Annotated in this window: 10 protein-coding genes; 5 read left to right on the forward strand and 5 right to left on the reverse strand. The window is 45.3% G+C overall.

Annotated elements, in window-relative coordinates:
- Window positions 1-374: 374 nt before the first annotated feature.
- Window positions 375-1,727, reverse strand: coding sequence for a CCA tRNA nucleotidyltransferase (locus G625_RS0107925; RefSeq protein WP_029200700.1), 1,353 nt, complete (start codon window positions 1,725-1,727; stop codon window positions 375-377).
- A 349-nt stretch (window positions 1,728-2,076) separates the two neighbouring features.
- Between G625_RS0107925 and G625_RS0107930 the strand changes: the two genes are divergently transcribed.
- The 3 genes from G625_RS0107930 (at window position 2,077) to proS (ending at window position 6,598) form a co-directional block, all read left to right on the forward strand.
- Window positions 2,077-3,156, forward strand: a complete 1,080-nt coding sequence (locus G625_RS0107930; RefSeq protein WP_029200701.1) for a lactonase family protein — start codon at window positions 2,077-2,079, stop codon at window positions 3,154-3,156.
- Window positions 3,157-3,414: 258 nt separating this feature from the next.
- Complete coding sequence (gene aroC / locus G625_RS0107935; RefSeq protein ID WP_029200702.1) at window positions 3,415-4,629, forward strand: chorismate synthase; 1,215 nt, start codon at window positions 3,415-3,417, stop codon at window positions 4,627-4,629.
- Window positions 4,630-5,161: 532 nt separating this feature from the next.
- Complete coding sequence (gene proS / locus G625_RS0107940) at window positions 5,162-6,598, forward strand: proline--tRNA ligase (RefSeq protein ID WP_029200703.1); 1,437 nt, start codon at window positions 5,162-5,164, stop codon at window positions 6,596-6,598.
- Window positions 6,599-6,622: 24 nt separating this feature from the next.
- Here proS and G625_RS0107945 read toward each other — a convergent pair whose 3' ends face one another.
- Window positions 6,623-7,324, reverse strand: coding sequence for a DUF7601 domain-containing protein (locus G625_RS0107945; protein WP_029200704.1), 702 nt, complete (start codon window positions 7,322-7,324; stop codon window positions 6,623-6,625).
- A gap of 107 nt (window positions 7,325-7,431) precedes the next feature.
- Window positions 7,432-10,239: a hypothetical protein gene (locus G625_RS0107950; protein WP_029200705.1), complete on the reverse strand. Its 2,808-nt coding sequence runs from the start codon at window positions 10,237-10,239 to the stop codon at window positions 7,432-7,434.
- 417 nt (window positions 10,240-10,656) lie between these two features.
- Here G625_RS0107950 and G625_RS0107955 point away from each other — a divergent pair, with 417 nt between their 5' ends.
- Window positions 10,657-10,878: a hypothetical protein gene (locus tag G625_RS0107955; RefSeq protein ID WP_029200706.1), complete on the forward strand. Its 222-nt coding sequence runs from the start codon at window positions 10,657-10,659 to the stop codon at window positions 10,876-10,878.
- A 282-nt stretch (window positions 10,879-11,160) separates the two neighbouring features.
- On the opposite strand, the gene G625_RS0107965 is transcribed toward G625_RS0107955, so the two are convergent.
- Entirely contained in the window at window positions 11,161-11,598 is a 438-nt protein-coding gene (locus G625_RS0107965) for a hypothetical protein (RefSeq protein ID WP_029200707.1), read from the reverse strand.
- 422 nt (window positions 11,599-12,020) lie between these two features.
- On the opposite strand from G625_RS0107965, the gene G625_RS21175 reads away from it, so the two are divergent.
- Window positions 12,021-12,446: a hypothetical protein gene (locus G625_RS21175; protein WP_029200708.1), complete on the forward strand. Its 426-nt coding sequence runs from the start codon at window positions 12,021-12,023 to the stop codon at window positions 12,444-12,446.
- A 109-nt stretch (window positions 12,447-12,555) separates the two neighbouring features.
- Here G625_RS21175 and G625_RS22355 read toward each other — a convergent pair whose 3' ends face one another.
- Window positions 12,556-12,708 carry a hypothetical protein gene (locus tag G625_RS22355; protein ID WP_156885068.1) on the reverse strand — a complete coding sequence of 51 codons (153 nt, stop codon included), beginning with the start codon at window positions 12,706-12,708 and terminating at the stop codon, window positions 12,556-12,558.
- Window positions 12,709-13,114 lie beyond the last annotated feature (406 nt).

Genomic DNA, 13,114 nt, shown 5'->3' on the forward strand with positions numbered 1-13,114 from the left:
CATTCGTCAAAATGACGGTGGATAAGGAGATTAAAATCCGTCCGAAAAAAGTAGACCATCCACAAAAACACCGGTTTATGATGCATAAAAAGAAAAAAAGTACTGTGAAATAGCGAGAATTATCCACAACTGTATTTTTATGACTGCATTCATAAAATGAGAATTCAGATATCCACAGATGCCGTATGAAAAGTCAGCTGAAATTTCGGCATCTTTTTTTGCAGAGGGTGGGGGTCAAAGAATTAAGCCTAATGAAATCGTTGATGGGGTGGGCAAAAAAAGTGCCGACCAAGGAATTTATAATCCAGGGTCGGCTGAACTGTTACCCACACCAAGCGTCATCCAGGTCCACACCAAACGCCCTTCAGGTTTCATTATCTTCTGGCCAGTGCCAGCAAAACTTCTTTTTCATTTCTCGACGGCACCTTCAGCACCTCGTCCAGGAGCATGTTGAGGATCATGCCAACCTCAGGTCCCTTGGGGATTCCCATTTCCATGAGGTCTGTGCCTGTGACCTTCAGATCCGAGAGGCTAATGCAGTCGCCCGCATCTCTGACGGCTTCCACGTGGTTTCTCGTAACCCTGATCCTTTCGAGACGCTTTGCCGACTCTTCTCCTGTTATCTGGAGGTTCAGACACTCGTCTGCATCCAAAAAGGCGAGATAAGTTTCAAAGCCTATAACCGACAAAGTCTTCCTCACTTCGTAAATGCTTTCCGGAAGATCCTCATCGAAAAGTCCTGCTATGATACGGGCTTTGTCAATGGTGTCATTGTCCATCTTCAGTTCCTTAAGGATGATCTTTGCCTCCTCCGGAACCGCTCTCAGGAAGGTGCCCCATCTCACATACTTTTCGGTAGGGATACCGTCGGGGATCCACTGGCGGATGTCGGGATAAGGCGCACCCTGCTCATTGGTAACATCAAAAGCATCATCAAAATGATCGGAAATATATCCGGAAAGTCCGCTCTCCGACACAAGAGCTATATGGTTCGGATGATCTGACATGAGAAGCTTTGTGAGCTCAACATTAATCCTCTCCTTTGACACGTTAATGAGGTTCGGGGCCAGCTCCTTTATGGCCTCGTAGGTCTCCGGATCTATCTCAAACCCGAGCTGGGCCGAAAATCTCAGGGCTCTCAGCATCCTGAGGGCATCCTCTGTGAATCTCTGCTTCGCATCACCAACGGCTCTTATAACGTGCGCCTCCATGTCCTTCATACCGCCGAAGTCATCAACCAGGCCGGAGTCAGCATTAACCGCCATGGCATTGATGGTGAAATCTCTTCTTGCGAGATCCTCGTGGAGTGAGGGTGTAAATGTCACTGTGCTGGGGTGGCGGCCATCCAGATACTCGCCGTCGATGCGGTAGGTGGTTACCTCATAGCCGATGAAGCCCTTGCCTGTACGAACGCTGGACTGCATATCGGCAGCGCCGGGAGCATAATCCACTCCCTCCTGAGCCTCCGCTTCCTTTGACTCATCCTCTCCTTTGTGAGCCTTCAGGAGAACCGTGACCGTACCGTGCTGAATGCCTGTGTCGATGGTTCTTTTGAAGACCTTCTTGATCTCCTCAGGCTTTGCGCTGGTGGTTATATCCCAGTCCTCCGGGAGACGCCCCAGAAGGCAGTCTCTCACGCAGCCCCCCACCGCATAGGCCTCGTACCCTGCGTCCTCAAGCTTCTTTATTATATGTTTTACGTTTTCCGGTAATGTTATCTTTTCCATCTGTCGTCCTTCCGGTTCATACAAATCTCATGTTTAGCAATATACTAACTTATTATAACACAAATTCTAAGGGGTTCATTCCCCTTTGCGATAATCTTACAGAGGTGTGGACCAGGGGGACGGGGTTCGTGGGCCATTTTGAAAAAATGGCCCACGAACCCCGTCCCCCTGGTCCACATGCCCCCCTTCAACACACAGGAGCTGTCTCTTCTGTTATGATAAAACCTGCTTTTATATGTCTGTTATTATTGTAACAAACACTTGATATGTGTTAGAATATGGAGAAGTTTAAACATTATTCCAAAGGAGAGTCACGCCCGGAGAGTTCGGACGTTGTGAGAGGCAGATCATGAAAGACAAATACATGGCGTACATCGGTTCATACAGCTATACCGGAAACGCAAAGGGAATCACCATATGCGACGTTGATGTGGAGAAAGGTGTCCTCATCAAGAGAACAGAGATCGAGGTCAACAATTCTTCATATCTTGTAGCGTCAAGAAACCAGAAAACCTTATATTCCATTTCTGACGAGGGTATCGTTTCCTTCCGTATCATGGAGAACGGATCCCTCAGCAAGCTCAATACAAGAAACATCCGTGGTATGCGTGGATGCCACCTTGCCGTTGACCAGTATGATGAGTACATCATGGTTTCAGGCTATCATGACGGAAAGGCAACACTTCTTAAGCTTGAGAAGGACGGCTCTGTAGGACCTATCGTCGACGGTGTTTATGACAAAGGCATCGGCTCCGTTGCGGAAAGAACCTTCCGCCCGCATGTATCCTGCGCGAGAATGACAGACGACCAGAAGTACATCATGGTTGCCGATCTCGGAATCGATCAGGTGCGTGTTTTCAGATTTGACAAGGAAGACGGAAAGATGCGTCAGATCGATACCATTAGATGTGAGCTTAAGTCAGCCCCACGTCATTTCCGTTTCTCTCCTGACAGAAAATACCTTTATCTTATGTATGAGATCAAGAATGTTATCGGCGTTTACCGCATGGAAGAGGGCGCGGGCTATAACGACGTTAATTTCGAAAAGATCCAGGAAATTCCGACTCATACCGAAAAGGGCGACACCAATCTTATTGCGGCGGCACAGATGAGATTCTCTCCTGACAAGGAAGCAAAGCATGTTTTCTGTTCCAATGCAGGAAACGATACAGTTTCCATATACGATCGTGACGTGGAGACCGGTCTCCTTACCATGAAGGGAAGCCTTCCTATCGCAGGCGTTTATCCTAAGGATTTCTGCATCTTCCCTGATGAGAAGCATATCGCAGTGGCTAACCACGAGTCAGGTACAGTGACATTCTTCAGCATTGACTATGACAACGGCCTGCTGGTAATGAGCGCAAGAGAAATCAGAGTGGATGAGCCGAACTGCATCTGCATGGTGAAGCTTCCGCAGAAGAATAAGTGATTAATAAGCCAAGTTTTCAAGTTAATGTTCAAAGGAGAACTTATCGTAAAATAACTGATGATATAAACTAAGTCTCAGTAATTATTTGGAATATCAGATATTACAGGTCGAGTAGAAGGGGATGCCTTTCTACTCGATTTTATGTTATTATCACAACGAAGAGGGGTAGGGATTTCAGGGCTAATGTCTAACCCCCGGGCAGAGAGGCATCTCTGCTGTATATTGAAAAAATGTTTGCTTGAAAGGATATAGATATATATGGCCGGTAATACTTTTGGAAAACTTTTCAGGATAACAACTTTCGGCGAGTCCCACGGACCTGCACTTGGTGTAGTCATTGACGGATGTCCCGCGGGGCTGGAGCTATCGGAAGATGACATTCAGCCATACATGGACAGGAGGAAGCCGGGTCAGAACCTGAAGACCACTGCCAGAAAGGAAGACGACAAGATCGAGATTCTGTCGGGAGTTTTTGAGGGTGTGACCACCGGAACTCCTATCGCGATCATTGTGAGAAATACCAATCAGCACAGTAAGGATTACTCGGATATCGCCCATGTTTTCCGCCCGGGACATGCGGATTACGGCTTCTTCCAGAAGTACGGGATCAGGGACTATCGCGGAGGCGGAAGGTCCAGCGGCCGTGAGACTCTGGCGCGGGTTGCCGGCGGCGCGGTGGCAGCCAAGGTCCTTGCTGATATCGGAATCACGGTGGATGCCGAGGTTACAGAGCTTGCGGGAATTGATGTGACAACACCTCAGGGCAGAGAAGCGGCGGACGCAAAAATCCTGGAGCTTAAGAGCGAGATGGATAGCGCCGGCGGAGTGGTAACCTGCTTTGTCAACAACATGCCCACCGGAATCGGAGAGCCTGTTTTCGACAAGCTGGACGCAAACCTCGCCAAGGCCATCATGTCCATAGGCGCCGTCAAGGCCGTGGAGATCGGCGACGGCACAAAGGTTGCCCGCATGCGGGGCTCTGAAAACAATGACGGTTTTGAGGCGGTTTCCGTCCCCATCGCCCCCCTAGAGGATATGGAGGACAATGACGACATCGAGCACGAGCCTTCACTTGATGAGATAAACCACTTCCGTATGTCTCACGGTCAGGAGCCTCTTTCTTCTGAAGAATATGAGGAGATGGTGGAGAACGGCGAGTTCAGCGGGATGGAGGAGATCTTCCAGGTCACCAGCAACCACGCAGGAGGCATTCTCGGAGGCATGTCAGACGGTGCCGAGATCGTCATCAGGGCCTACTTCAAGCCCACCCCTTCCATCGGTCAGCCTCAGCACACCGCCAACGAAGATGGCGAGAACGTCACCATCGAGATCAAGGGCCGTCATGACCCCACCGTTGTCGAGCGTGCCAATGTTGTCGTCGAGTGCATGGTGGCTGCCACCATACTTGACCTGCTCCTTGAAAACATGGGGTGCAAGATGGATAACCTAAGAGATATTTACCCGGAAGATTGAGCCTCATATTCATATTCTTCATGATGAGTCAATAATCCATAAGTGCCTATATGACTCATATTGATTATTATTCAGAATTGAGTCAATTATTGCAGGATGCTTCTATGACTTAAAATCTATTATCTTGAAATTGGGTCATGTATATAGATGTAATATATTGACTTCAAATCCGTTATTGTTCCATTTGAGTCATTTCTCAAGCTCGGTATTGTTGACTTCAATTCCAGAAATACCTGATTTGAGTCATTTCCCAGGCTTGCTACTGTTGACTTCAATCCCAGTAATACATGATTTAAGTCACTCCACAGGCTTGCTACTGTTGACTTCATATCTAATTTAAGTCATTTCACGGGCTGTTATTGACTATCCATCATGTAAAGGAGCAGAGCTCTTGCAAAAGCTCCCCCTCGTTGTTACAATTAACGGGCAAACACCCTCGCGGCTTCAATCGTCGCGGGAAAACCTGCAGCGGCAAGGCACAACGGAAGTGCGCTGATGCCCCTGCAAATATATTTTAAGAAAGGCTATTATCATGGCAGACAAGAAACTTGTTGAGCAGATAACTCCTATGGAGGAGGATTTTGCCCAGTGGTACACAGACGTTGTTAAGAAGGCAGAGCTTTGCGATTACAGCTCAGTAAAGGGCTTCATGGTCATCCGCCCGGCGGGCTACGCTCTTTGGGAGAACTACATGAACGTTCTCGATAAGATGTTCAAGGACACAGGCGTTCAGAACGTGGCTATGCCGATGCTTATCCCGGAGTCACTTCTTCAGAAGGAAAAGGATCACGTCGAAGGATTTGCTCCCGAGGTTGCATGGGTTACAGAAGGCGGACAGAAGAAGCTTGAAGAAAGGATGTGTGTACGTCCTACGTCAGAGACACTATTCTGCGACTACTTTGCAAAGGTAGTTAAGTCCTACAGAGACCTTCCACAGGTTCTTAACCAGTGGGTATCTGTTGTACGTTGGGAGAAGACCACCAGACCGTTCCTGAGAACCAGAGAGTTCTTATGGCAGGAGGGTCACACTGTTCACGCTACCGCTGAAGAGGCTGAGGAGCGTACAGTACAGATGCTTAACATTTACGCCGACTTCACCGAGCAGTATCTCGCTATCCCGGTTGTTAAGGGAAAGAAGACTGACAAGGAGAAGTTCGCAGGTGCCGTAGCTACATATACAATCGAGGCTCTCATGCATGACGGCCAGGCACTTCAATGCGGAACTTCACACAATTTCGGCTCAGATTTTGCCAAGGCATATAATGTTCAGTTCCTCGACAAGGACAACCAGCTTAAGCCTGTTCACGAGACCTCATGGGGTTATACAACACGTATGATCGGAGCTCTCATCATGGTTCACGGTGATGACTCCGGACTTAAGATCCCGCCTCGTATCGCTCCTATCCAGATCTGCGTGGTTCCTATCCAGCAGAAAAAGGAAGGCGTTCTTGACAAGGCTTACGCTCTCAAGGATCAGCTTATCAATGCCGGCTTCAGAGTAAAGGTTGATGACAGTGACAAGTCTCCGGGATTCAAGTTCGCCGATTGCGAAGTAAGAGGAATTCCGTTAAGAGTTGAGATCGGACCTAAGGATATCGAGGCAGGACATGCTGTTCTCGTTCGCCGTGACACCCGTGAGAAAATCCAGGTGGCATTCGAGAATCTTGAGGAAGAGGTTGCAAAGGTTCTTGAGCAGATCCAGAAGGATATGTTCGAGGCTGCAAAGAAGTTCCTTGAGGATCACACCTCCAGTGCGACCAACATGGATGAGCTTGTTGAAATCGTTAACACAAAGAAGGGCTTTGTAAAGGCTATGTGGTGCGGATGCCGTGAGTGTGAGGACAAACTCAAGGATATGTCCGGTATCACTTCAAGATGTATTCCATTCGAGCAGGAGAAGATCAGCGACAACTGCGTTGTCTGTGGAAAGCCTGCAACAAAGATGCTTTACTGGGGCAGAGCATATTAATTAATAAGAAAAAAATCAGGAGCATCACCGTCCTTTCAGAGGTGATGCTCCTTTTTTCCTTTCTTTCCTTTCTCTGTGGTTGATGATTGTGAGAGTTACAGAAGTTGCTTCTCCGTCTGCCTTGATGTTCTGAGTTGCCCCGGAAGCATCCTTAAGCTGGAATTCCTGATTAGCGTTTGCGCCTGTACCTGCCTTAGGTCTGATAGAGATCTTGAATGTAAATTCCTTTGCAAGTTCTCCGGCATTTCCGGTAACTGACTTTGTGATTGTAAGATCGTGTGTTGAATCAATGTTTCTATCTGCGCCAAAGTCATTAGTAATGTCAGCTATCTTTGTGCCGTCGTCCTTTGCAAGAACTACATTGTCAACCTTTACTCCGCCTTCCTTGTTTATAACACTTACATACATGTAGTAGGTTGTGTCATCATAGGTGATTCCGCTGTAGCCGTCGTTCTTCTCGTTTACTGTGTAGGAGTAAACTCCGGGAACTGAATAAATGCTGTCGGGAACCGTGATTCTGAAGTTTGCCTGATATACTCCATCTGCCGGATATTCGGTGATGTCTGCGAATGCTGCACCGGTGATGGTCATCTGGGCGATCTGCGCTGCTGTACCGGGTGTAAGTTGGTAAGTATGAGTCTCATCATAACTTGCCGGAGCGGTTGTACCATCATCATTCACCTTATAAAGATACAATTCAAATGCTGTTGTATGTGGTTCAGCCATGTTACCGGTATGATTGTGCCATATTCGTTGTAGGTTTCGTAATTATTATTCAGAATTACAGGATTTCCACTCTCATCCACATAATGAACTCTGACATTTGCCTTTAATTAGGTGTAATTACTTTTTGTCCAGGTTATTGCGAAAAGTGAAAAGCTCTCAACCTCAAACTCAGCAACTGCGCTTGCGACTTCGACTTCAGCATCCATGCCTGATGCTATTGCTTCTGCATGAGCCTCAAGATCCGAATCACTGATCTGTACGTCGTTTCCGTCAAGTATCTTTACCTCTTCCTTTTCTGCTACCTTTTCTGTTGTTAATGTGCTGTTTTTGTCTTTGATGTGATGAACCTCCAGTGAAGATGCATTTATCTTCTTCATAAGCTCTTCGTCATTTAAGGTTATTCTTACATTTACGTTTCCGTTTGGTTCCACTTCCTCACCGATGTCATTCTTAAAGCTGATGTCAAGTAAGAGTGAGTTGTCGTAAATTCCGTTAGCCTTAAGCTCTGCGATCTGTGCGTCTGTAGGAGCTTCTCCATTTCCTTCAGCCTCTTCCGGCTTGTAAAGTCTCTTAACTTCAAGTGTCGGTTTGAAACCTCCGAATGCGTCCTGTGCTGCGAAAACTTCTACTGTATATCCATCTATCTCTGTTAAGTAATGTATCTTTCCGAGTGAACCGATGGAGTGCTGTACTATCTTCGCTACTTTAATCTGTTCCTTTGCTGCATCCTTATCTTCCAGAACGGCCTGCTTAACTTCCTCTATGAGGCTCTTAGCAAATTCATCATACTCACCATTTGTCTCCTCGACCTCAGATGGTGAAGCAACCGGCATTTTAACTGTTGTTTCCGGTTTCTGAATCTCTGCCGCTGCTGTGGTTTCAGGTTCAGCCATCATTCCTGTAAGATCCTGTCCTTCAGGAATCGTTCCCTCGATGGCTGTTTCCGGTACATCCCCTGTGGATATTTCTGTTGAAGTAGTATCGTTCTGAACCCCTTCTTGCTGATCATCTTCCGTTGAAATATTTACTATGGATACTTCTGATGGAAGTCCGGTTCCGCCTTCATTCTGACCGGTTATTTCCGCTCCGGTTCCCGCTTCACCCTGTCCTGCTATCTCCGCTCCGGTTCCCGCTTCACCCTGTCCTGCTATCTCCGCTCCGGTTCCCGCTTCATCCTGTCCTGCTATCTCCGCTCCGGTTCCCGCTTCATCCTGTCCTGCTGATGTTGATTCAAATCCGTCTTCCTGCTGGCCTTCTTCCTGTCCGTATTCCTGTCCGCCCTGCTGTCCTCCTTCCGCTGCTCCATTGTTGTCGTCTAAGTCAGCCTGTATTTCCTGTTTGTCTGCTGCATCGTTGTCATTTCCTTCTGTGTTTCCCGCTTCTGCAGCTATATCTTCATTTTTTTCCTCTTCTTCTGTTTCGGGATCCTGCTTCTCATCTTCGAAAACGTAACCCTCGCCTGTGATCTCATCCGCGTAAGCAACCATTCTTCCGAGTATTGCATCGCCTGCATTTTCGATTGCTTCCTGAACTGCTTCTGCTATCTGGTCTCCGATGGAAGCATTATCTTCTGTGTCATCCTTCTCTGCCGGTGCTCCATCTTCATTTCCGATGTTGGCATTATCTTCTGTATCGTTGTTCCCTGCTGTATCGTTATCTGTCAGCTCTGCTGCGTTATCGTTTGCTTGTTCACCTGCGTCTTTGTTTGTCTGCTCTGCTGTGCCGTTATCTGTCACCAATGCTGCGTCATCGTTTGTCTGCACTGTTGTATCGTTATCTGTCAGCCCCTGCTGTGATGTGTTTGTGTCGCCTGCAATGTAACCCTGGTTGTTGTCTCCTGTATCAGCACCGCTCTCTATTTCTGCAGCTCCCTGTTCAGCTGTAACAGGATTTGCCACTTCAGTGCTGTCATTTTCATTATCTGCCGGTGCCATAGGTTCGGGCTCTGCAGCTTCCTGACCTTCCGGTACCATCGTTCCGATCATTTCTGAAGGATCATTAGCTGTGCCTTCAGGGATAATGTTTTCGCCGTTCTGTATTACTTCCTCTGTTCCTAATGCTGCTCCTATGTTTGTTAACTGCGCCGGTACTGTAGCTTCAACCGGTGCTGCTGTAGTTTCAACTGCCGCTGCTGTGGTCTCTTCTGTCTTCTTGATGCCTGCCTGTGAAAGTACATGCTTGAGAGCTGCTGTCCTTCCGCAAACCTCTACAGAATCATACTTGACACCGTCAACCTTCAGTGTGTATCTGACCGCTCCGTCGCAAGCATTGACAAACATGAAGGTGATCTTTTCTTTTCCGGTAAGCTGGTAATCGGAATTGTCTGCTGTGTCCTGTTCCGGATCCCTGTAGTAAGCATCCTCTCCGCCGTTTACCAGAGTGTCGATCTGAGATGAGGGCTCGTAAAGGATGATGTCATCTTCTGTTCCGTAACGGAAGGTTACGTTTCTTGAAAAAACCGATTCATCATTTACTGCTTCTTCCAGATCAACCTTGGCTTTCTTTTCGTCCTTCTGTACGAAAATCCTAAACTCTGAATCTGCTTCGCTTGAAAGGATATCTCTGATGGAATCTGGAACCTCTACTACGTACAGTCCCGGATTCCTGTTGAAGAATGCCTCATATTCTTTTATTGCCTTAGCGCTGTCTGAAGTCGCCCCCAGATAGTACTCTGCCTCAAACAGCCGGTTCTCACGGATTGCTGTGAGTGCTGCTTCCCTCAGATCGTCACTTAAAAGATCAAGTACAACCTTTTTATTAACGAGACCTGATACTGTTGCAGTGGACTCTGTCGGGATTGAGGCTTCTGCTGCATATACAGGTGTCTGTACTCCTGATACTATGAGACATACCGATAAGAGTGTTGATAACCCCTTTTTTATTAAATTCTTGATGGAATATTTAACTCGTTTCATAATCTCTATCCTCTGTAAAATCCAACCGCTAACCTAACTGCTTTGTAGCCTTAACATAGCAAGGTGAGTGTTACAAAAAAGATTAATTTTTAAGTATTTTTTGCACGATACTTCTTTTTTATCATATTTTTAGAAAGTAATTTCTTTTCTTTATAAAGTTATACAGAAAATTTAGAAACCAAAGATGATTGATAAATTTAAGCCAATGGTTTGCTTTTTATTATAGAAGAAATAAGTTTTGGGAGGGGCTGTTGAGAAAGGGTGAGAGAGAGGGTATGAATAATTATTCATGCAGTGTAGAAAGATAAAATGAGGCTTTGTAAGACAAAAAACAGTTATGTTTGCATGTCCAAAAGTTGTGTGATAAACTCAAATTAAATAGAGTATATATTGTCGGAGGAAAGGAGTTGGATATTAATGACTACACGAAATAAGGTATTAGTTGATTCTTTTGTTCAGTCAATGACAGAAAGTATTCGTTTATATTCCAACGGAAATCTTTCTGAATCAGAGATAAAATTTCTTGCAGAATATGAAGTTAATCGACTAGATTTTGAAAACGAATGGCAAATGCATAAAGGTTTAGGGTATTTTGCTAAAAAAGCTGTTGAAAGCTATTTACAAAAACAAAGTGCTTGATATACATCATATCCAATATCAAAAAATCTCCGGAAGGTACCGGAGATTTTTTATATTTATGCATCATTTTGTCAGTCGTCCGATGACCAGGGCGCGGCCGTTGGTGGCGGCGTCGACGCAGGTCGACAGAGCGATGAGGAAAAAGCGTATAAAGAAACAAATCCTTGAAGATATAATTCCATTTTCAATAGCAAAAGAGATTAAAGATTTCTAGAGTTTAATTAACTTGTAGCAAACCACGGGGTGCCTTGCCGGCGATGAACAGCCCACCGTGGATATTAATTACCACAACTCCTGCTCTTCCACATCGTTTTCATAATATCCCGGATAATCATTGTTGCTGGTGATCAATGCTTCCATCTCCTTCCAAGCATCATACCAGGCATCCGGAACTGCATCATCAAGTCTGATCTCGCCTACAGATTCACAGATTACCCCTTCATTCTTGAAATATTGTTTAAGCAAAATATTGGCTTTCTGCTTCTTGCCATCCTTAAGCAGATTCAATATCTCATCTGCCTCATCTGCCGTCAGGGCAGACTTATACAAGGAATACCATTCATCATACTCTTCATCAGGATCGTCTTCCCATTCCCGAAGAAATACCAACGGATAACTTTCTGTACCTAACCTGGCAATAATAAATCGGCAATGCTTATTGTTTGTCACAATTATTCCATAGCGAACAGTATTTTTTTCTTTTTTGCGATTCTTCTTCATTGATTTTTCTCCACCTCCTTTGTGGCTAAATTATAATCCAAATACATACAAATGATAATATCTTTTATCATTCATTAATTTATTGTTGACTTTTGCTTTTTTGCCCAGTATTATAAGCAAGTCGATAAAGTACATGTATAATATTTCGATATTTCTATTCAGATAGAATCCTCCTTCTCCGGTTCCGGAGATATGAAATCCAATATTTTATCAAATTCATTGTCGATCATTAGCAACGGGCAAGCTGTCTTTAATTTTCTCTTTTTTTAGTAATTCATTACCGGCTTCGATGTTATAATGAGATTGACAGCAAAGGAAAGACTAATCTATGAGTAAAGAATTTAAAAAGAAACCTTTTGACGAGTTATCCATAACAGACAAATCCATTTGAAACTTTATGCAGTTGGGATGGTAGCATCCGGATGAATGACTCAGCAAAAAGAATTGTTTTAAATACCAAGGGATTCCTTGATAAAAAAGGAAATGAAGTAAACGAAGATCTAAAAGAAATGCTGTCCTATATGGATGGCAAACCTCCTAAATCCGAGTATTCCAGGATGATAGATGAAGCAGTTAAAAAGGTAAAACAAAATGAGGAAAGGAGAACTGAGTACATGAGTATAAACACATTTGAAATGGATGCGCAAGAGATAGGCGAATATAAGAAAACTGTAAACTTGATTCGTATAAATGACGGAAAATTTACAGATACTGACATTTTATCAATTTTTAACATCACACCTACTGTACTTTACTGTGTCCGCAAAGCCCTAAGCGAACATCCTGATTGGGACGATGAAGACATCGCCGAGGAAGTTCTCGCCATGCCTGAGATGGATGATAACTGACATCTAATCCATCGGGGACGGTTCTCGCCGGCGAGAACCGTCCCCGGTGGATTTCTTTTGCGCATCAAAAAATCTCCGGAAGGTTCCGGAGATTTTTCATATTTATGCATCATTTTGTCAGTCGTCCGATGATCAGAGCGCGGCCGTTGGTGGCGGCGTCGACGCAGGTCGACAAAGCGATGAGCTTGTCGGAGGGCTGGATGTTCAGGTCGTCACGGATGTTGGTGGCGTTCTTCTCGACGTAGCTTATGAAGTGAGCCATGTCGTCTTCTGTTTTCTTGGTGAGGACGTTGTAGACTTCGTCATCGTAGGCGTCAGTCTCGATGCAGGCCCATATCTCGATACTACAAGTGACATGGTCTGAAAACAGACAATATGAAACTCGATTGCTATATGATATGATGCTGATGTCTATTAGACATGTAACGATTATAATCTTTAAAATTCATTCAGAATCGTGAAGGCGGTAACAGTTCAACCGATGGACCACTAACCCCGTCCCCATGGTCCACCGGCTGAACTGTCACTGAAAGTGCTAAGCTCAAAACGATTCTATATCGACTTTTACACCCACATCATAATACAAATTTCATTATTGGTTTTGCGCAGAACTGATATATAATCAAAGCGGGAGGTTCATATCTTTCTCGCTTTAATTTAGGAGCAGA

Source organism: Oribacterium sp. NK2B42 (assembly GCF_000424445.1).
GTDB lineage: Bacteria > Bacillota > Clostridia > Lachnospirales > Lachnospiraceae > Oribacterium.